The 19,977-nt window shown below is 69.9% G+C and carries 18 protein-coding genes and 1 pseudogene; 8 read left to right on the forward strand and 11 right to left on the reverse strand.

Going from position 1 to position 19,977, the window contains the following annotated elements; all coding sequences use genetic code 11:
* Positions 1-199: pseudogene (locus AB0I53_RS10645) on the forward strand (hypothetical protein); the annotation flags it as partial.
* An 85-nt stretch (positions 200-284) separates the two neighbouring features.
* On the opposite strand, the gene AB0I53_RS10650 reads toward AB0I53_RS10645, so the two are convergent.
* The 3 genes from AB0I53_RS10650 to AB0I53_RS10660 all read right to left on the reverse strand — a co-directional run bounded on the left by AB0I53_RS10650 (position 285) and on the right by AB0I53_RS10660 (position 2,831).
* Positions 285-1,511 (reverse strand): DUF6596 domain-containing protein, encoded by a 1,227-nt coding sequence (locus AB0I53_RS10650; RefSeq protein ID WP_358599736.1) that lies wholly within the window; start codon positions 1,509-1,511, stop codon positions 285-287.
* Positions 1,508-1,870, reverse strand: a complete 363-nt coding sequence (locus tag AB0I53_RS10655) for a YciI family protein (protein WP_132479026.1) — start codon at positions 1,868-1,870, stop codon at positions 1,508-1,510. Before AB0I53_RS10655 ends, AB0I53_RS10650 begins: the two co-directional genes overlap by 4 nt.
* Before the next feature lie 127 nt (positions 1,871-1,997).
* Entirely contained in the window at positions 1,998-2,831 is an 834-nt protein-coding gene (locus tag AB0I53_RS10660; protein ID WP_358599739.1) for an alpha/beta hydrolase, read from the reverse strand.
* Positions 2,832-2,930: 99 nt separating this feature from the next.
* Between AB0I53_RS10660 and AB0I53_RS10665 the strand changes: the two genes are divergently transcribed.
* Positions 2,931-3,317, forward strand: a complete 387-nt coding sequence (locus AB0I53_RS10665; RefSeq protein WP_358599742.1) for a helix-turn-helix domain-containing protein — start codon at positions 2,931-2,933, stop codon at positions 3,315-3,317.
* Between the two features lie 40 nt (positions 3,318-3,357).
* Here the strand turns inward: AB0I53_RS10665 and AB0I53_RS10670 are convergent, their stop codons facing one another.
* Positions 3,358-5,055: an adenine deaminase C-terminal domain-containing protein gene (locus tag AB0I53_RS10670; RefSeq protein WP_358599745.1), complete on the reverse strand. Its 1,698-nt coding sequence runs from the start codon at positions 5,053-5,055 to the stop codon at positions 3,358-3,360.
* Positions 5,056-5,152: 97 nt separating this feature from the next.
* Positions 5,153-6,472 carry an NCS2 family permease gene (locus tag AB0I53_RS10675; RefSeq protein ID WP_358599748.1) on the reverse strand — a complete coding sequence of 440 codons (1,320 nt, stop codon included), beginning with the start codon at positions 6,470-6,472 and terminating at the stop codon, positions 5,153-5,155.
* Positions 6,473-6,566: 94 nt separating this feature from the next.
* On the opposite strand from AB0I53_RS10675, the gene AB0I53_RS10680 reads away from it, so the two are divergent.
* Positions 6,567-7,544 carry a LacI family DNA-binding transcriptional regulator gene (locus tag AB0I53_RS10680; protein ID WP_358599751.1) on the forward strand — a complete coding sequence of 326 codons (978 nt, stop codon included), beginning with the start codon at positions 6,567-6,569 and terminating at the stop codon, positions 7,542-7,544.
* Between the two features lie 105 nt (positions 7,545-7,649).
* Positions 7,650-8,804: an aminotransferase class V-fold PLP-dependent enzyme gene (locus tag AB0I53_RS10685; protein ID WP_358599754.1), complete on the forward strand. Its 1,155-nt coding sequence runs from the start codon at positions 7,650-7,652 to the stop codon at positions 8,802-8,804.
* A 107-nt stretch (positions 8,805-8,911) separates the two neighbouring features.
* Here AB0I53_RS10685 and AB0I53_RS10690 read toward each other — a convergent pair whose 3' ends face one another.
* The 5 genes from AB0I53_RS10690 to AB0I53_RS10710 form a co-directional block, all read right to left on the reverse strand.
* Positions 8,912-9,523: a class I SAM-dependent methyltransferase gene (locus AB0I53_RS10690; protein ID WP_358599757.1), complete on the reverse strand. Its 612-nt coding sequence runs from the start codon at positions 9,521-9,523 to the stop codon at positions 8,912-8,914.
* Positions 9,524-9,560: 37 nt separating this feature from the next.
* The gene (locus tag AB0I53_RS10695; RefSeq protein ID WP_358599760.1) at positions 9,561-10,217 is read right to left on the reverse strand and encodes a maleylpyruvate isomerase N-terminal domain-containing protein; all 657 of its coding nucleotides are present in this window, start codon (positions 10,215-10,217) and stop codon (positions 9,561-9,563) included.
* 103 nt (positions 10,218-10,320) lie between these two features.
* The gene (locus AB0I53_RS10700) at positions 10,321-12,120 is read right to left on the reverse strand and encodes an FUSC family protein (RefSeq protein ID WP_358599763.1); all 1,800 of its coding nucleotides are present in this window, start codon (positions 12,118-12,120) and stop codon (positions 10,321-10,323) included.
* A 548-nt stretch (positions 12,121-12,668) separates the two neighbouring features.
* Positions 12,669-13,019, reverse strand: a complete 351-nt coding sequence (locus AB0I53_RS10705; protein ID WP_358599765.1) for a hypothetical protein — start codon at positions 13,017-13,019, stop codon at positions 12,669-12,671.
* A 28-nt stretch (positions 13,020-13,047) separates the two neighbouring features.
* Positions 13,048-13,329 (reverse strand): hypothetical protein, encoded by a 282-nt coding sequence (locus AB0I53_RS10710; protein ID WP_358599768.1) that lies wholly within the window; start codon positions 13,327-13,329, stop codon positions 13,048-13,050.
* 272 nt (positions 13,330-13,601) lie between these two features.
* Here AB0I53_RS10710 and leuA point away from each other — a divergent pair, with 272 nt between their 5' ends.
* Positions 13,602-15,395 carry a 2-isopropylmalate synthase gene (gene leuA / locus AB0I53_RS10715; protein ID WP_358599771.1) on the forward strand — a complete coding sequence of 598 codons (1,794 nt, stop codon included), beginning with the start codon at positions 13,602-13,604 and terminating at the stop codon, positions 15,393-15,395.
* Between the two features lie 86 nt (positions 15,396-15,481).
* Here leuA and AB0I53_RS10720 read toward each other — a convergent pair whose 3' ends face one another.
* Positions 15,482-16,171: a DedA family protein gene (locus AB0I53_RS10720; protein ID WP_358600104.1), complete on the reverse strand. Its 690-nt coding sequence runs from the start codon at positions 16,169-16,171 to the stop codon at positions 15,482-15,484.
* 215 nt (positions 16,172-16,386) lie between these two features.
* On the opposite strand from AB0I53_RS10720, the gene AB0I53_RS10725 reads away from it, so the two are divergent.
* From AB0I53_RS10725 to AB0I53_RS10735, 3 genes are all read left to right on the forward strand, one after another.
* Entirely contained in the window at positions 16,387-17,550 is a 1,164-nt protein-coding gene (locus tag AB0I53_RS10725; RefSeq protein WP_358599774.1) for a mandelate racemase/muconate lactonizing enzyme family protein, read from the forward strand.
* Between the two features lie 523 nt (positions 17,551-18,073).
* Complete coding sequence (locus AB0I53_RS10730) at positions 18,074-18,352, forward strand: hypothetical protein (protein ID WP_358599777.1); 279 nt, start codon at positions 18,074-18,076, stop codon at positions 18,350-18,352.
* Positions 18,328-19,968: a hypothetical protein gene (locus AB0I53_RS10735; RefSeq protein WP_358599780.1), complete on the forward strand. Its 1,641-nt coding sequence runs from the start codon at positions 18,328-18,330 to the stop codon at positions 19,966-19,968. Before AB0I53_RS10730 ends, AB0I53_RS10735 begins: the two co-directional genes overlap by 25 nt.
* The last annotated feature ends 9 nt before the right edge of the window (positions 19,969-19,977 follow it).

The raw sequence follows: 19,977 nt of genomic DNA on the forward strand, positions 1-19,977 counted from the left end.
CGACGCCTGGGACACTTTGCACCCTGCTACCGCCGATGACGGCGAGGACGAGGCCGACCTCAGCTCTGGCAGGCGGGAGGCTGACTCCATGAGCGTGTTCGAAGCCACCGGCAAGATGCCCTACGACTTCTCCCCAGCCCGCCTGCGCTGTATGGAACTGGCCGAAGAACTATCCGCCCAAGACTCACCCGCTACCTAAAACACGGCCTTAGCCGACCAGGGCGAATCGGGGCGGTGCCGGTTGGCCCGTGTGTACTTTTTGTCGCTATAGCAGCAAAAAGTACTCACGGGTCCAGGCGGTGGGCGCGAGAGGTGAGGTGTCGGCGTTCGGGTGCGCTCGTGGTTCGGCGGGCCGCTTCGCGGAACGCCTCTGCGGCCGTGGCGTGCTCGCCGAGGAGTTCCAGTAGGTGGGCTCGGGTGGCGAAAAGGCGGTGGTGGCGGGCGATCCGCTTGTCGGACTCCAGCGTCGTCAGGAGTTCGAGTCCAGCCGACGGGCCGTGGACCATTGCGACAGCGACTGCGCGGTTGAGCGTCACCATCGGGTTCGGCCCGGTTTGTTCGAGGAGTTCGTACAGGGCCAGGATTTGCGGCCAGTCCGTGCTTTCCGTGTCCTCGGCCTCGTCGTGAACCGCGGCGATGGCCGCTTGGAGCTGGTACGGGCCGACCTGACCTCGCGGCAGGGTTCGGCTGATCAGCTCGATGCCTTCCGCGATGAGCCGGTGATTCCAGCGGCCTCGATCCTGTTCCGCCAGCGGCACCAGCTCGCCGTGCGCGCCGGTGCGCGCGGGACGGCGTGCGTCGGTGAGCAGCATCAAGGCGAGAAGCCCCGCCGTTTCCGTGTCGTCCGGAACCAGGCGGTGCAGCAGCCCGGTCAGGCGGATTGCCTCGGTCGACAGCTCCGGCGCCGTCAGATCGGCTCCGTTCGTGCTGGTGTAGCCCTCGTTGAAGATCAGGTACAGCACGTGCCGGACCTCGCCCAGCCGCTCGGTGTGGCCGGCTCCCTCCGGCATCGCGAGGGCCGCGCCGGTGATGCCCTGCTTGGCGCGGCTGATGCGCTGCGCCAAGGTCGCCTCTGGCACCAGGAATGCGGCTGCGATCTGCGCTGTGGTGAGACCCCCGACCGCGCGCAACGTCAACGCGATCCGGCTCGCCGAGGACAGCGCGGGATTGCAGCACATGAACAGCAGGGCCAGGGAATCGTCCTGGTCGGCTTCCGGTGTGCTGTCGGCGGCGTTGCTGAGCAGCGCGGACTGAGGCGTGGCCAGGGTGTCCTCGCGGCGCCGACGTGCTGCGTCGCTGCGGATCTGGTCGACCAGCTTTCGCGAGGCGACGGTGACCAGCCAGCCCCGCGGATTCTCCGGCACGCCCTTGTCCGGCCACTGCAGGGCCGCCGCGATCAGTGCCTCCTGCACGGCGTCCTCGCACGAGTCGAAGACGCCGTACCGGCGGACAAGTGCGCCGAGGACCTGCGGCGCGAGTTCGCGCAGCAGGTCCTCAACACCGTGGCTCACATGTCCCCCGCGGCCTCGTGCAGCACCGGCCACAGCTCGACCGGCTCCGCGTCGGCGAACGGCATGTCGGCGGCGATCTCCTGCGCCCGCTCCAGGGATTCGCAATCGAGCAGGTAGAAGCTGGCGAGGTACTCCTTGGTCTCCAGGTACGGGCCGTCGGTGACCACCGGGGCGCCGTCCTTGCGGCGGATGAGCTGGGCGTTGGCCGCGTCGGCGAGGCCGTAGGCGCCGATCAGCTCGCCGGTCTCGCGGTACTTCTTGTTGAACGCGTCCTGCTTCGCGATCGCCTCGGGCCACTTCTCGGCCGGGTAGGAGTCCCACTTGGCCTGGTTGCCGTAGATCATCGCGACGTACTTCATCTCCGGTGTCCTTCCCGTCCCGCGCGCCCCTCCGGCGCGCTGTCACCCTCCAGTCGGAGCGCGTGACAGATCCTCGACATCCGGGCACGAACTTTCTCCAACTTTTTTGAACGGGCCGCTGACCAGCCTAAACGCGACCCAAGAAGGGGACCAGGAGCGACGCCAGGGCTTGGGGACGGTCCAGCGGGATGATGTGCCCGCAGTCCTCGACGAGATGCGCCACTAGATCATCGGCGATCGGGCGCAGCTGGCATTCGAGGGCGTTGCCGACCGGATGCGCACCGATCGCCATGGTGGGCACGGTAAGTCTCGCCGCCGCGACGGCTTCGCGGATCTGGCGCGCGCTGGTGGGCATGGCGCGGTAGATCGAAAACGCGCAGCGCAAGGCTTCGCTTCCCGTGTAGGCGGCGACGAACTCGTCCCGGATCTCCTGCGGTATGCCGTGGCCGCGAGTGCCCGTGGTGAGGAACCAGTCGACGTACTCCGCCTCGTGCCCTACCAGGACGGTTTCGGCGAGCCCGGGCACCGCGTGGAAGCCGAACCACCACGGCGGGCCGCCATCGAGGAAGTCCTCGGCGCCGGGCAGCGTGCCCAGCAACGACTCCATGACCACGAGCCGCCGAATCCGTTCGGGTCGCCGCATGGCCAGCAGGAAAGCGGGTGGCGTTCCCGCGTCGATGCCGACCACTGCCGCCGTCTGCTCCCCCAGCGCGTCGAGCAGCGCCTCGGTGTCCGCGGCGAGCGTGCCCGCGTCGTAGCCGTCGGCCGCTCTCGTGCTGGCGCCAAGCCCTCGCAGGTCCGGGGCGATGACGCGGTGGTGGCGCGCCAGCTGCGGGATCACCTCGGACCAGAGCCTCCAGGTGTGCGGAAAGCCGTGCAGCAGCAGAACAGCGGGCCCCTCGCCGGCGATCGCCACGTTGACGTCGATGCCGTTGACCCGGACCCGGGCAGCGTCGGGCACGGTACCTCCAGTTGTGGTTACCATTGGTTACTACAAAACCATAGGTAACGGCTCTGGAGGTGCCAAGACGGCACTTCCGCGACAGGTGGTGAGCTCCAGGTGACCGCCCCGAAGGGCAGGCACGGCGATCTCTTCGATCCCGACTGCCCCACCCGCAGGCTGCTGGACCGGATCGGCACGAAGTGGACGTCGATGGCGGTCAAGGTCCTCGCCGACGCGGATCCCGAAGAGGTGCGCTTCGCCGAGCTGCAGCGGCGAATGCCCGGCGTCTCGCAGAAGATGCTGTCCGCGACGCTGCAGAGCCTCACCCGCGACGGCCTGGTCGCCCGCCGCGTGGAACCGACCGTGCCGCCGAAGGTGCACTACCGGCTCACCGAGCTGGGCCGGTCGCTGGAAGTGCCGCTCGCCGCGCTCCGGGAATGGGCGGAGAAGCACATGATCGCGATCGACCGAGCCAACGCGGCGGCCCGATCCGGCGATGAGTGAAGGTCAGGCGCCTCCAGCTGCCCTTCAGCTGGAAGACGCGTCAGTGGCAGCAGTCGAGGACCTGCGGAGTCCAGTCGCGGGCCAGGACGTCGACCAAGCCCAGGTCGGTGATCTTGACGCTCGGCGAGACCGCGAGGGTCAGCGTCGAGACGCTCATGAACGGGTTCGCGTGCCGCCAACCCCAAGCCTCGAGCGCTTCGCGCACTCGGCGGCTGCCCGCCACGATCTCCGCAGTCGGCTCCGCCGACATGACGCCTCCGACGGCCAGGGGCAGTCGCGCCGCCACGCCTCCGGCGTGGGCGACCGCGACGCCGCCGTCGTCGGCCAGCACCGCTTCCGCGGTGGCTCGCATGGCTCGCCGCGTCGTTCCGAGGGTCACGAAGTTGTGGCTGTCGTGGGCATACGTGGTGGTCAGGGCTCCGTCGCCGAGGGACATGCCGATGACCGGCACGCATGAGGTGTTGGTGCGCCCGTGGCGGTTTCGCACCCGGAGCAGCGCGACGTTGCCTTCCCACTGCACTTCGCCGTCGACCACGTCGAGCCGCACTTCGGCCGCTTCGGTGTAGGTGTCGACCGGATTCACCCGCAGGGCGCGGAATTCGTGCTGCCCATCCGGCAGGTCGAGCCGCCAGCGGAACTCGTCCTGCTCGATCTCGTCGATGTGCACGGAACCGGCGAAGGGGTGGTCGGTGACGTCCGGCGCGGGGTAGGTCGCTTCGCCGCCGCGGGCCACCACCGTGCCGCCGGCGATCACCGTGTGCACCGCGAAGTCGGCCAGCTCGCCGTCGAGCAGCAGCAGGTCAGCGCGCTTCGACGGCGCGACCACGCCCCGGTCGAACTTGCGGAGGCGCTGGGCCGGGTTCCAGGTCAGCGCGCGCAGGGCGTCCAGCGGCGACAGGCCGGCCGCGACCGCCGTCCGTCCAATGTGGTCCAGATGGCCCTTCGCCGCGATGTGGTCGGCCGCCAGGTCGTCGGTCACCAGGCACAGCGGCGGCAGTTGCGGCAGCGCCGTCAACGCCGACACGACCTCCGGGAGCAGGCACTTCTCCTGCAGCATCACCGTCATGCCCAGGCGCGCCTTCTCGACCGCGACCTCGGGGCTGTTCTTGGTGTGGTCGGAGTCGATGCCGGTGGCCAGGTACTTGCTGAGCTCCTCGCCGGAGAGGTTCGGGCAGTGCCCGTCGAGGATGGTGCCGCGCTCGCGCGCGACCCGGACGATGTCGTGCATCCGCTGGTCGCCGGCCACCACGGCCCGGTAGTCCATCACCTCGGCGAGGGCGGAAACGCCGTCCCAGCCGAGGAGTTCGTCGATGTCCTCGGGATCCAGGTGCGCGCCCGAGTACTCCATGCCCGCCAGCGCGGGCACGCACGACGGCACGCCCCAGAGCTGGGTCTGCGGGCTGCGCTTGCCGTCCTCGATCATCCAGCGCATCGCGGCCTTGCCCGCGACGTTGACGATCTCGTGCGGATCGGCGAGCACCGTCGTGGTGCCGCGCGGCAGCGTCAGCCGGGCGAAGGCTGCGGGCGTCGCGAACGAGCTCTCGACGTGCATGTGGGCGTCGATGAAGCCCGGCACGATCAGCCTGCCGCCGGCTTCGATCACCTCGGCGGCGGCCGGGCCGGCGCCGGGCGGCACGACGCCGCTGATCACCTCGCCGGTCACCAGCACGTCGGCTTCGAAGATCTCGCCGGTGAACGTGGAAACCACGCGTCCACCGGTGATCCGCAGGTCGGTCACGCCAGGCTCCTCGAGTCTCGCCGGGGCCGGGACGGTCGTGAGCGCTCAATCCGGTTCTTACCGGTATTAACGCTCACGAGCCCGGCGGCCCCGTTCGCTAGTGCGCGGAAGTGATGAAGAAGAACACAAGGATCGGCAGCATGATCCACATGCCGATGTGGATGTCGCGGAACTTGCCCGCCACCACCTTGATCAGCACGTACGACGTCAGCGCGGCCGCGATGCCGTTGCCGAAGTTGCCCCAGAAGATCGTGCACGCCACCAGCAGCCCGGCCGGGATCGCCTCGGTCAGGTCGGTCATGTCGACCTTCTTGAAGCCGCGCATCATGCTCAGCCCGACCACGACCAGCACCGGTGCGGTCGCCGCCGACGGGATCATCGTCGCGAACGGCGTGAACAGCAGCAGCACCAGGAACAGGCCCGCCGTCGTCAGCGAGGTAAGCCCCGTGCGGCCGCCCGCGTCGGACCCGGCCGCGGACTCCGCGTAGGTGGTCACCGACGGGGCGCCGAACATCGAGCCGCCGGTGATCGCGACCGAGTCGACCAGGAACGTCCGGTTGATGTTCGACTTCTGGCCCTCGCGCTCGGTCAGCCCGATCCGCTCGGTCACCGCCAGGACGACGCCGGTCGCGGAGAACAGCTCCGAGGCGAAGAACGCGAACAGGTACTGCAGGTACTCCGGCCGCAGGGCGCCCCAGATGTCGATGTGGAACGCGATCGGGCCGAGGCCGGCCGGGGCCTGGAACCAGTGGTCCGGCAGCTCCGTGACGCCCAGCGGGATGCCGATCAGGGTCAGCGCCACGATGCCGATGACGAACGCGCCAGGCACCTTGCGCGCCTGCAACGCGGCGACCAGCACGATGCCGCCGAGCGCGAGCAGCGGCTCCGGCGAGCTGAGGTCGCCGAGTTCGAGCCCGCCCTTGCCCGGTTCGAGCATGCCGGAGAGCTTGAAGCCGACGTAGGCGATGAACAGCCCGATGCCGGTGCCGATGGCCAGCCGGATGTTCTGCGGGATGACCTTGGCGAGCAGCCCGCGCAGCCCGAGCAGCGACAGCGCGAGGATCACCACGCCGGACCAGAACACCATGCCCATCGCGACCGGGTACGGCACGTGCTGCTGCTGCACCAGGGTCGCCCCGACCAGCGCGGTTCCGCCGAGCCCGGGCGCCAGCACGAACGGCATGTTGGCGAAGAAGCCGACCGCGGCGGTGGCCAGCACGATCGTCAGGATCGTGCCGGTGGTGGCCGCGGCGTGCGGCACGCCGGCCTTGGCGAGCATGCCGGGGATCACCACCACGGCGTAGGCCGACGCGAAGAACATGCTCAGCCCGGCCAGCAGTTCGGTGCGCACCGAGCTGCCGCGTTCGGACAACCGGAACCAGCCGTCCAGCTTCGATCCCGATCTCACGTCGGCCATCGGCGGTAACTCCCCTGGTTAAAGATGCAAGCGCTTGCATTGCAAGCGATTGCAGGGACGATAAGCGGCGCGGTATGAAGGTGTCAAAGAAAACGTGAGGGAGGACGCGATGGCGCGGCTGGCCGACGTGGCCCGCAAGGCCGGGGTGTCGGTGGCGACCGCGTCGCGCGCGCTGGTGCGGCCGGAGATGGTCGCGGAGCGAACCCGGCAGCGGGTTCGCGACGCGGCGATCGAGCTCGGCTTCCGCTACCACCCGTCGGCCCAGGCGCTGGCCACCGGGCGCAGCAGGCTGCTGGCCATGATCGTCCCGGACCTGACGAACCCGTTCTACGCGACGATCATCGCGGGCGCGCAGCGCACCGCCGAGGAGGCCGGCAACGACCTGCTGGTCGTGGTGAGCGACGAATCGCCGGAGCGGGAACGAACGCTGATCGACCGGCTGCGCGACCGGGTCGACGGCTTCGTGGCCATCGCCCCGCGCGGCCCGGCCTCGCTGTTCAACCTCCCGGACGTGCCGATGGTGCTGGTCGACCGGCGGATGCGCGGCGTGCCGTCGGTCGTCATCGACACGCCGGGCGGGTTGCACGAGATGGGCGCGCACCTCGCCGGGCTCGGCCACCGCCGCATCGCCTACCTCGGCGGGCCGCGCGGCTCGTGGACGGACCCGCGCCGGCTGGACGGCCTGCGCAACGGCTCGGGGCACGAGATCGTCGCATTCGGCCCGCTGCCACCGACTTTCGAAGCGGGTAACCGGATCGCCGACGAGCTGGTGGCGAGCGGGTGCACCGCCGCCGTCGCCTACAACAGCGCGCTGTTCCTGGGGCTGATGTACCGGCTGGCCACGCTCGGCGTGCGGGTTCCGGAACAGCTCAGCGTTTGCTGCGCCGACGATCTCGCGGAGTTCGGCCTCGCCGTGCCGGAAGCCACGACACTGCACGTTCCGGCCGAGGACGCCGGTGCGTCGGCGGTGCGCACGCTGCTCGGCGTGGTCGACGGGCGGCCGCCGGAGCCCCGGCACCAATCTGTGCCGGTCGAGCTCGTGATCGGCAAGACCACGGCCGCAGCCGACTGAACGGCGCAGGGCGCTGCGCCGGGGGCACCACGGTTTCCACTGATGTTCGGCTGCTGAACGCTTCACCCGTTACGTACCGTGCGGTGATGCGGTAAGACTTCACTCGTGTGGACCACCACCAGGCCGACGGCACAGGCGCTCGATCGGACCGACCCACTAGCCGACCTGCGCATCCGCTACGACCTACCGCCCGGCCTGATCCACCTCGACGGCAGCAGCGGCGGCCCGCTGCCGCGCACCACACCCGCCCGGCTGCGCCGGTTCGTCGAACACCACCGGGAGCCCTACACCGGCCACAACTGCGGCGAATCCGACTGGCGCGGCGAAGCGCGGCTCGCGGCGGCGGCGCTCGCGCCGCTGATCGGCGCAGCGGCCGGCGAGATCACCGTCGTCGAGACCGCATCGATAAGCCTGTTCAAGGCGCTGCTCGCGGCGGCGCGGCTGCGCCCGGGGCGACCGATCATCGCGGTGGGCCGGGACTCCTTCCCCGCCGACTGCCTGCTGGCCCGCTCGGCAGCCGACTTCATCGGCGGCCGGCTGCACCTGGTCGGCAGCAGCGACGAACTGGCGGAGTTGCCGGCGGACCAGGTCGCGGTGGTCGCCGTGTCGCACACCGACGCGCGAACCGGAGGCGTGCGCGACGCGGCCGCCATCACGGCCGAAATCCACCGGGTGGGCGCGCTGGCGCTGTGGGAACTCAGCGGCTCTGCGGGCGCGCTGGAAGTGGATCTGCACGGCTGGGACGTGGATTTCGCCATCGGCAGCGGCGACCGATACCTCGGCGGCGGCTCGGGCGCGCCCGCCTACTGCTTCGTCGCCGACCGGCACCGCGACGAAGCCCCGAAGGCCTTCTGCACCGCGGCGGGCGCGCTGCACTCGCTGGGCGACGGGTTCGCGGGCTCCCTGTCGGTCGCCGAACTTCGATCGGGCCTGTCCATTGTGGATGGTGTGGCGCCGGCGGCGCTCGCTGCGAAGACGGCGCGACTGGTGGAATTCTTCCTGATGGGGCTGGACCGCTTCTGCGCTGATGCGCAGATCGAAGTCGTGCCGGTGCGTGAAGGGCTGTGCCGCGGCGCGCAGATCAGCCTGCGACACGACAGGGCCCAGCGAATCGCGGAAGCGCTGTACGACCGCGACGTGCTGGTGGATTACGCCGAAGGCGACCTGCTCAGGCTGAGCTTCGCCCCGTCCTGGCTCCGCTACGTGGACGTCTGGGAAGCGACGGAACAGCTCCACGCGGCCCTCCACGAAGTCGGGTAGGCCGCACCGCGGAGCAGCAACCCGGCGCGGAGCTTCCCGATTTCAGGCAAAAACGGGAAGCCTCCTCCCGCACCGAGCCCTGGTCAGCAAGGCCTGCCGCACTGGGATTACTGGTCGGCGCGTACACGCCGCGCAACGATGGCGGCGTGGGGTCGTTTGCCCGGATCGGCGCGACTTTCGGTCGCCTCCACCCGGAAACCCGCATCCACGAGACGCTGCGACATCTCCTCGATCGTCCAGAAGTAGGCGGTCGTCACGGCGTGCGGGAACGGCTCGACCTGCGTGCCTTCGAACATGCCGAGCAGCAGGCTGCCGCCGTCGCACAGGCATCGTGCGAACTCGCCGAGAATGCGGGGCACGTTCTCAGGATCGGTGTGGATGATCGAGTACCACGACAGGATCCCGGCCACCGAACGATCGGGCACGCCGAGCTCGTCCAGCTCGGCGACGCGGTATGAAGCAGCGGGAAACCGCGACCGGGCGATGTCGACGAAGCGCGGCACGAGATCCACACCCTCGACGTCGCAGCCCTGGCCGCGCAGGAAGTCGGTCCACTGCCCCGGCCCGCACCCGGCGTCGATCACGCTCCCGGATACCTCACCGGCCCACCGGGACACCAGCTTCCGGTCCAGCTCGGGCATGCCCTCCGCCGAAAAGGCCAATTCGACGTACTCCTCCGCACGCCGACCGTACGCATCCCGCACATCATCTACGGACACCGGACAACCTCATCAATCCGTGTCTACAGTGGATTTATCAGCCGATGACGAGCGGCAGCTTCGCGGCCAGCTCGCCCAGCTCGGCCCGCTCCGCGTCGGTCGGGACACGGCGCCCGGTGCCGATCAGCAGCGCGTCCTTGTCGGAGAACGACGCGGGGAACGCCGTCCCGGCGATCTTCTCCACGATCTCGCGGGTCCGGGCGAGGCCCTCGGCAGGCGGTTCCGCGGCGTCCGGGAGATGTGCGATCAGGTCGAGGTGATGCAGGGTCCACTCCAGGACGTACGCGGAGAGGTAGTCGCCCGCGGTGAGCACCATGTCCTGGGTGCTGACCCGGAGGGTCGGGTCGGCGAGTTCGGCGGCGCGCCCGGCGGCTGAGCCGATGTCGTCGAGGTGGAACTTGAGCAGCCCCGGCTCCTCGTACGCGGCGGCCAGCCGGACGATCAGCGCGTCTAGCGGATCGTCGCCGGTCGGCGGCGTATTGGAGACGGCCCAGTAGGTCACCGAGTCGCGGGTCGGTTCCGCTTCGGCGGGGGTCACGAGGGTGATCAGGACGTCCTGGGCGTCGATGACCAGGTGGCACACCAGATCCCGCACGAGCCAGCCGGCACAGCCGGACGGCTTCTCGAAGTCTTCATCCGAGAGTTCGGCGACCGCCGTGCGCAACGCCGCCCAGGAGCGGGAAAAGAGATCCACAACCGCAAGCTATCAGCGCTCGGCCCGCCCTGCGACCGAATTCGCCCACTCCACGAATGCGTTGCGGGTGAACGGGATTCGGCCACTCCGGTAACCGGAACGCTCAGGATCCGACTGCGGTGTGGATGCGCTCCAGTTCGTCGCGGAGTTCCGCCGGGGACATCGGGGTGGTGCGGAGTTGGCGGGTCGTGGTGCGCATCGTCGACACCAGGCGTTGGGCCTCTTGGAGGTCTTGGGGATCGTCGCGGACCGCCTTCTCCGTGGCCGCGTCCACCACTCGTTCCAGGACGATCACCGCCGGCCACCAGCTCTCCGCCGCCGCCGCCGTCGTCGGGTTCATCAGCTCCTGCTGGAGCGCCGCTCTGAGGTCCGCCAGCTGACGGTAGGTGCGGCGGCGGAGGGCCGGGCGGCCGTGGCGGACTCCGGCCAGCGACTGGGACACGTACTCCGAGACCGCTTCCACCGAGTCCGCGAACCTGCTCGGCAGCGCCGGTCCTCGATGCAACGGCCGCAGCAGGAAGCCGCCGGCCAGGACGATCGCGCAGCCGACGACCGTGTCCACCAGCCGGGCCGCCGGGAAGAACTGCGCGCTCTGGCTCATCTGCAGCAGGACCAGTGCCGTCATGACCGCGCTGAACAGGCCGTAGTGCCTGCTGAGCGCCTCGGGCAGCTTGGCGGCCAGCGCGACGATGAACGGCAGCAGCCACCAGCCGGTCGGCACGAGCGTGATCAACGCCAACGCGACGAGCACGCCGATCACGGTGCCGACCGCGCGCAGCACGGTGCGGGCGAAGACCGAGCCCGAGTTCGGCTTCAGCACCAGCGCGACCGTCAGCGCGATCCAGTACGGCTCGTCCATGCCCGCCGCCAGCCCGATCCCCTCCGCGAACGCCAGGCACAGCAGCATCCGGCATACCTGCGCCCAGGTGGAACGACCGAAGGTCAGCTGGAAGCGCTCGCGGTGATCGCCGGAAACCTGCGGGAGCTTCGCCCGCCGGAACGCGGCGACCAGATCCGCGATGCCCTGGTCCAGGGCGCGCACGAGCGGCGATTCGTCGGCGCCGGGCCGGTAGGGCGGCGGGAGGTCGCCGGTTCGCATGCAGCGCGCCAGCTCGCGCAGCGCTTCGCGAGCCCGCTCCGGCGGCTGCTTTCCGCTGTGCGCCAAGGAAACCGATGCTTCGACGATCGGCGTGGCGTAGGTGTAGACGAGGTAGAGGCGGTCCCGCACGCGGCTGCGCGACATCGAGCCTCCGCCCACGAGCACGTCGTGCGCGTTGTCCAGCGCCTTCGTCAGGTTCTGCCGCGCGGCGATCGGCGACTCGGCGTCGAACATGCGCAGCGTCGCGTCGAATATCGCCGCGACCGCGCCGCGCGCCGGGGCCGTGCCCCGGAACGGCCAGGTGGCGGCGATGATCGCGAGCACCAGCAGTTCACCGGCGAAGAACCACCAGACCTGCGCACCGAGCGGCAACGTCGAGCGCTGGCCGGTCGCCACCACGCAGAACGTCAGCATGTGCGCGCCGCCGGACGACCAAAGATCGCCCATCCTGCTGGAAAGCACCGACGGCACCGCGACCGCGAGCACGATCGCCGCCGCCCACCACGGGCCCGGCGCAGCGGCCCCGGCCGCGAACCCGAGCGCGCCGAGGATCGCGGCCAGGCCCACCCGGCGCAGCCGGTATCCGTAGGAGCCGGTCAGGTCGGAAAAGCTGGCGCACAGCGCGCCGACCGACGCGAGGACGGCCTCGTCGATCCGGCCGGTGAGCAGGCCGGCGACCTGCGGAGCGCCCACGCCGATGCTCGCCGCGCACGCCCGCGTCCAGTCCGCCGGAATCGGCACCGGGCGCAGCATCCGCAACAGCCACGGCGGCAACAAGGTTCTGGGGAGCGCTCGGGTCGTCACACGCACATCCCTTCGGTGACCGGGGACACGCGCTCCACGCCGAGCGGCATTGGGTTGCACCCGATTGTCACGCGCCGAGCCGCCGTCGCACCGCCGAACGCCACCGGCGTCACATCTTGGGCTCGATCACATCCGGCCTCGTGGTGCTGGATAAGACCCGTGAGTCTTTTGGGCTGCTATAGAGGCTGTTTTGGATGTGGTGACGTGCGGATGTGGTAACGCGGGCGTTTTGTCTTTGAAGCGGCGCAGCCGCTTAGCCCACCTGGCGCAACCGGCACCGCCGCGGGTTCACGGTGCCCACCCCTCCGGGGTTCTCCCAGCGAGGACAGCCCCGACGTGGTGAATTGGCATCCATGATGTCGGGGATCCCACAGCGAGAAGACCGCGGTGACTCCCGCAGGGGGCCGCCACCCACACCGCTACGCAGGACGAGTTTGGAAACAGGCTCTATAGCGACCCAAAAGACTCACGGCCCCGGAAGTGCAGGAACGCGCCCGGATTCGTTGCGGAAAGCTCAGCTCCGGGGCGCTTCAGCCCCAAGTGGACGGTCAGGCGATGGCGCGGAGGATGCGGACCGCCATCGCCGTGGCGATCAGCCAGAACACGGCCGCGATCCCGTAGTTGATCGCCACCGCGAGCTTCGGGTCGTCCGGCATGAACAGGTCCTCGAAGCCCAGCGCCAACGGCTCCGCCCAGGACGCCACGAACTTGGTGATGCCGTTGTCCGGGTTCGCGCCGCCGATGGCGAACACCGCGTGGATCGCCAGCAGCGCGGCACCCGCGTTGCCGACCCAGCGGACCACGTTGCTGAGCACGCCGAGCGCGCGAGCCCGAGCCCGCCGCAGGTCAGCGCGGCGCACGCCGCCTTCGTGCGCATCCGTGCTCACGTCTTCCGCCACGATCTCCAGTGTGGCACGGCCGGCGCGGTCAGCCGAACATCCGAGCCAGCAGCCCGCCCACCAGCACCCAGAACACCGCCGCCAGGCCGTAATCGAGCAGCACCTGCAACGCCTCGCCCGGCGCCTGCACCAAGCCGGGGAAGAACAACGCCAGCGGCTCGGCGGCCTGCGCCACGGACTGGGCCAACCCGTTCTCCGCCGGGAAGCCGGTCAGCACGAACAAGACGTGCAGCACCAGCATCGCGGCGAGCAGGAAACCCGCACCGTTGATCAGCGTCGCGACCCCGGATCGCCCCTTCTTCGCCGCCATCCGACCGCCTCTCCCCTTGATCCACCACCACTCTGCCAGGCGCGGCGGCGGAACTCGATCGCGTTAGGGCGGGAAGATCGCGACGTGGCACTTCCCACGATGTGGAAGGGGCGCTTGCATTTCGGGCCACTACTGCGGTTAGCCTAGTTCCGTGGCTCGCGTTCTCCTGCTTCGAAGCCGCGACGGGGTCTCCTAGACCGGCCCCTCGTCGCGGGGTTCGAACGCGCCGGTCGTCGGTCCAGGCCCGGTAACCGAGCAGGAGAACCATTCGCATGAGCACCAACACGCCCGATTCGCAGGTCCCCTTCGGCGGCAAGGTTCGGAAGCCGTCCCGGCCCGCCCCCGCCGACCAGCAGCCGTGGAACGCGCAGCTGGGCAGCGCGATGCCCTACCACCGCTACCGCCCCTTCCATGAGCTGGTCGAGGACGTATCCCTGCCCGACCGGACCTGGCCGGACAATCGGATCACCAAGGCCCCGCTGTGGTGCGCGGTCGACCTGCGCGACGGCAACCAGGCGCTGATCGACCCGATGTCGCCGGCCCGCAAGCGCCGCATGTTCGACCTGCTGGTGCAGATGGGCTTCAAGGAGATCGAGGTCGGCTTCCCCGCCGCCAGCCAGACCGACTTCGACTTCGTCCGCGAGATCATCGAGGACGGCGCGATCCCCGAAGACGTCCGCATCCAGGTGCTCACCCAGTGCCGCCCCGAGCTGATCGAGCGGACCTTCCAGTCGCTGGAAGGCGCGCCGCAGGCGATCGTGCACATCTACAACTCGACGTCGATCCTGCAACGCCGCGTGGTGTTCCGCGAGGAGCGCGAAGGCATCAAGAAGATCGCCACGCAGGCCGCCGAGATGACCGTCGAGCTGGCCGGCAAGTACGCCGACACCGACTTCCGCTTCCAGTACTCGCCGGAGTCCTACACCGGCACCGAGCTCTCCTACGCCGCCGAGGTGTGCGACGCGGTCACCGAGATCTGGCAGCCCACTCCGGAGCGGCCGGTGATCCTGAACCTGCCCGCCACCGTCGAGATGGCCACCCCGAACGTCTACGCCGACTCCATCGAGTGGATGCACCGGAACCTGGCCCGGCGCGACTCGGTGATCCTGTCGCTGCACCCGCACAACGACCGCGGCACCGGCATCGCCGCCGCCGAGCTGGGCTACCAGGCAGGCGCGGACCGCATCGAGGGCTGCCTGTTCGGCAACGGCGAGCGCACCGGCAACGTCGACCTGGTGGCGCTGGGCATGAACCTGTTCAGCCAGGGCATCGACCCGCAGATCGACTTCTCCGACATCGACTACGTCAAGCGCACCGTCGAGCACTGCAACCAGCTGCCCGTGCCGGAGCGGCACCCGTGGGGCGGCGAGCTGGTCTACACGGCCTTCTCCGGCAGCCACCAGGACGCCATCAACAAGGGCCTGGACGCGCTGCGCGACGCGGCGAACCAGGCCGGCACCTCGGTGGACGACTACCCGTGGGAGGTGCCGTACCTGCCGATCGACCCGAAGGACGTGGGCCGCACCTACGAGGCCGTGATCCGGGTCAACTCGCAGTCCGGCAAGGGCGGCGTCGCCTACGTGATGAAGACCGAGCACCAGCTGGACCTGCCGCGCAAGCTGCAGATCGAGTTCTCCAAGGTGGTGCAGGCGCACACCGACTCCGAGGGCGGCGAGGTCAGCCCGGCGGCGATGTGGTCGGCGTTCTCCAGCGAATACCTGGAGGCCACCGCGCCGCTGAAGCTGGTCCGGCAGCGTGCGGCCGGCGAGAACGGCAACGAGTCCATCACCGCCACCGTGGTCGTGGACGGCGAGGAGCAGGAGATCACCGGCGCCGGCAACGGCCCGGTCTCGGCCTTCGTCGACGCGCTGAGCAGCATCGGCTACGACGTGCGGGTCATGGACTACCACGAGCACGCGCTGACCGCCGGTGACGACGCCCGCGCCGCGGCCTACCTGGAGTGCGCGGTGGGCGACGAGATCTTCTGGGGCGCCGGCGTCGACACCTCGACGATCACCGCGATGCTGCGCGCGGTGGTATCCGCGGTGAACCGCGCCACCCGCTGACCGCAGAAGCAAGCGGCCCGTTCGCCCCGATCGTCGGGGCGGACGGGCCGCTTTCGTTCCAGTCGTAATCGCGCGAAATCGCCGTCTCAGCGCACCGTGGCGTCGGTCTCGGGTTCGGCGCCTTCAGCCTTCTCGGATTCGCCGGATTCTGCCGAATTCTCGGTTTCTTCCAGTTCTTCTTCGTCGTCCTTCTCCGCGCGGCGGCGCACCACGTGCACGATCAGCCAGCCGATGACGACGGTGACGAGGAGGGCCACCCACGAGAAGCGGTGGAACCACTGCCCGGCCACCACGCCGAAGATGTAGGCCAGCGTCGTCACCGTGCCCGCCCACGCGATGCCGCCCGTCGCGTTCGCGATGAGGAACTTGCGGTACGGCATGCCGAGGATGCCCGCCAGCGGACCGGCGAGGATGCGCAGCAGCGCCACGAACCGGCCGCCGAACACCGCCCACGCGCCGTAGCGGTCGAACGCGCGCTCCGCTTGGCGCACCGGTTTCGGCCCGAAGTGCTTCGGCAGCTTGCGACCGAGCCAGCCCAGCAGCGTGCGCCCGTAGCGCTTGCCGACCGCGTAGCCGACCGAGTCACCGATGATCGCGCCGCTCGCGGCGACGATGCCGAGCACGAGCGGATTGACCACGCCCTGCGACGCCGCGACTCCGGCGCTGACGAGCATGATCTCGCCGGGCAGCGGGATCCCCACGCTTTCCAGCCCGATGATCAGTCCGACCACCAGGTAGATCACCCCGGGTGGGATCGTGTCCAGCCACTCGATCATGAACGTCCATTCCGGTTCGAGAACGCGTCGCGCGGTCGCCGAAACGACCGGCGCCATCGGCCAGGGTACGTACCGGGGCCGGATTGGTGTCGTCGACGACCGCGGAAGGCGCACGCATCTTTGGCGGAGCGCAGCGGTTGATGTGACGGTAACCACATAGCAGTCGCGAGCGGCCGCGGTCGGTGCCGCTCGCGAAGCCCTGGGGGGAGGGCGTTTTGCGCATAATCGGCATCCGCAGCATTCCGGTCGCCGTGCCGTTCGACACCGCCGAGAGGTGGGCCTCCGGCAGCCGCCGCGGCCTGGTCAGCGTGCTAATCGAGATCGACACCGACGAAGGCATCACCGGCCTCGGCGAGGCCCCGGCGTACCCGTCGGCCGAGATCGTGCTCGCCGCGCTGCACTCGGCCGAGCGGTTCGCCATCGGCGAGGACCCGTTCCGCACCGAACGCATCGCGAAGCTGATCGACATCATCGGCACCTGGCACCACGCGGGCACCACCGGCCCCGCGACGGCCGCCATCGACATGGCCTGCTGGGACATCGTCGGCAAGGCCTGCGACCAACCGCTGGTCAACCTCTTCGGCGGCCCGCTGCGCGAGGAGGTCGAATACCTGCACTACGTCCCGGCGGGCCCGCCGGAGTGGATGCGGGAGCAGGCCATGCGGGGCGCGGCGGCGGGCTTCGAGAGCTTCTACATCAAGGTCGGCGCCGCGGACCAGGCCACCGACGTCGCACGGGTCGCCGCGGTCCGCGACGGCATCGGCGCGGGCGCCGCGCTGCGGATCGACGCCGACGAGGCGTGGTCGCCCGCCGCGGCTCTCCGCGCCCTGCACGCGCTGGAGCCCTACGACATCGAGTTCGCCGAACAGCCGGTCTCCGGCCGGAACCTGCCCGAGATGGCCCGGCTGCGCGCCCGCGCGGGCGTGCCGCTGCTCGCCGACGAGGCGTCGCGGACGCGGTACGACCAGCTGAACGTGATCAGCCAGGGCGCGGCGGACGCGATCTCGGCCGACAACGTGCTGGACGGCGGCCTGCTGAACATGAAGCGCTCGGCCGGGATCTGCGAGGCCGCGGGCATCCCGATCGTCAAGCAGAGCCTCGGCGAACTCGGCGTCGCGACGTGCGCAGCGGCCCACCTGATCGCCGCCACGCCGGGATTCCGCTGCGCCAACCAGTCCTACGGCCGGCTGCTCGCCGACGACGTGGTCGAGGACGGGCCGCTGCGCTATCCGGGTGGTCGGCTGCGCCTACCGGACCGGCCGGGCATCGGCGTCCGGCTGGATCGCGACCGGCTGGCCCGCTACGCGGAGTTGTACCAGGTCGCGGGGCACGAGTACGGCTTCGCTGAGCCATCCGGCGGCACCGGACCGCTGACCTGAATACACCGGAAGTCGTATTTCGCTGATCCGAGAATCGGCGTCCGGTCCGGTGAACACACTCGACCAAAGATGGTATTGCGCATTCCTCCGAGTCGGCACCATTGATGACGTCGCGGGATGCCAGGCGACGCCCCTGGGGAACACGGGGGCAGGGGGAGACGGGCCGGAGACGGGGGAAACGTCGGGGACGCCGGCCCCTCCCCCTGTTCCTTCTTCCTGATTCCAGGCTCACCTTGCGTGGCGGTGCGGGTAGCTGAACCTCAGAGGCCTTCTCGGCTGTGGGATCCATCCTCGACACACGTATGACCCAATACGACGCGTCGGGGCTGTCCTCGCGAGAAGACCTCTGAGAACCCGCGGCGGTGCCGGTTGCGTAGGTGGGCTAAGCGGCTGCGCCGCTTCAAACACAACAACCCGCCCTGCCTCTCAACTGCCGCATCGAAGCCGCCGCTGCACGCCTCTATCACTCGATCGGTCTACCGGACTTGATGTCGGGCTGCCATCGGGGTTCAGTCAGGCACCGATGTGCAGCCGTGTTGAGGTGGACATGTGGCCGACCGAGGACCCGACCGAGCAGCTCCGCTGGCGAATCCCGTGCACCACACCGGTTGATTCGGGCAACATGACGGTGCTGGTCGTCGGAGATCGGGTCGCCGTGGTGCTGCCGCCGGGCGACACGCTCGTCTTCACTGCCGACGAAACCGACGACCTCGCAGCGCTGCTGGACGAGGCCGCCGGCTACCTGTCGCGCGGCGCCGAGGAATCGGAGGCACCGGCGTGGCCCTCATCGACACCGATCTGAGCTTCGACCCCCGCGACCCCTACTTCCCCGTTCCCGGCGCCGCCGGCGTGGAGTGGGCACTGCAGGTGTTCACCACGACCAACGGCTACGGCATCGACGTCGAGCGGGCGCACGTCCGGGAAGGCGACCGCATCCACGTGCACGCCGACCGGTACGCGCGGCTCGGGCAGCAGGTGCCCGTCGAGGCCGGTGAGGTCGACATCGAGGTGACCCGCACGGCCGGCGTGCTGGAGTGGTCGATCACGGTCCGCCACGACGAGCCGATCAAGGCGGTGAAGCTGCTGCTGCGCGGCCTGCCGCCGGAGCAGCTGCGGGCCGGTTGGTGGACGCCGAACACCGGGCGCGGCTGGGCGCACGGCGTCAACGGCCAGCGGTTCCAGCTGGAATATCCGGGCTCGGACTGGGCGACGCCGTGGGTGGCGGCCGGGGACGAACCGAACGGGCTGGTGCTCAGCGTCCGCGATCCGCTGGTGCGGCGGAAGATCCTGCACGTCCACCAGCCCCCGTACGCGCCGGGCCCGATCGCGGAGCTGGTGCACGTACCGTCGGCCACGGCGCGCTCGACGACCTGCCGGGTGCCGTCGATCCGGCTGCGGCTGGGCACCACCGGGCACGTCGCCGACGCCGACCTGGACGAACACTTGTCCTTTGTGGAGGGTGCGCAGAACCTGGTGCCGTGGTCGTCCCGGCCGGACGTGCCGGAATGGCTGCGGCAGACCGAACTGGTGGTGACGCTGCACGGGCAGCACTGGACGGGCTACGTGTTCAACACGTTCGCGCAGATGGCCGAGGCGCTGCGGTTCGTCGCGCGGCACATCGATCCGCGCCGCGTGCTGGCCTACCTGCCCGGCTGGGAAGGCCGCTACTACTACGCCTACCCGCGGTACCGGCCCGGCGAAGACCTGGGCGGCGCCGAGGGCTTCGCCGCGCTCGCGCACACCGCTCGGCAGCTGGGCGTGCGGCTGATGCCGATGTACGGCGGGCACGGCGCGAACGTGGTCGAGTACCCGGCGTGGGAGCAGGCGGTGCTGCGCAACGACACCAACCGCTACGTGGAACTGCTGAACCGGCCGGACTGGGACGGCGACCGGGTCGGCGAGGGCGACCAGGTCTTCCTCAACCCCGGCGAGCCGGAGTTCCGCGCCCACCTGGTGGAGTCGATCTCGGCGATGGTGCGGGACTTCGGCGTCGACGCGGCGTTCCTGGACACCCTGGGCTACTGGTTCAACGATCCGCGCTACGAGGTGATCGACGGCTACCGCCGGCTGGCCGACGAACTGTACCGCCGCCACCCCGGGCTGGTGCTCGCCACGGAGGGCTGGTGGGACGCGCTGACGGCGATCTTCCCGCTGAGCCAGCAGTGGTACGGCGCGGACCGGGACCTGCGCAAACCCCGCGTGCTCACCCGCTACGCCCGCACCACCGGCCACCTCGCCGAAGGAACGCCTGGGCGGGGCAGCACGGGCGTGCACGAGAAGGGTTTCCTGCACCGCCCGCCCGATGTGGCCCGCGAAGCCCACATCCCCGTCGTCGGCATCGTCGACGACACCCTCCCGGCCCACGCCGAGGACGTCGCGGCGATCTGCCGCTGGGCTCAGGAACACGCCCCGAAGTAGCCGGGGATC

This window comes from Saccharopolyspora sp. NPDC050389 (assembly GCF_040655595.1).
Classification (GTDB): Bacteria; Actinomycetota; Actinomycetes; order Mycobacteriales; family Pseudonocardiaceae; genus Saccharopolyspora.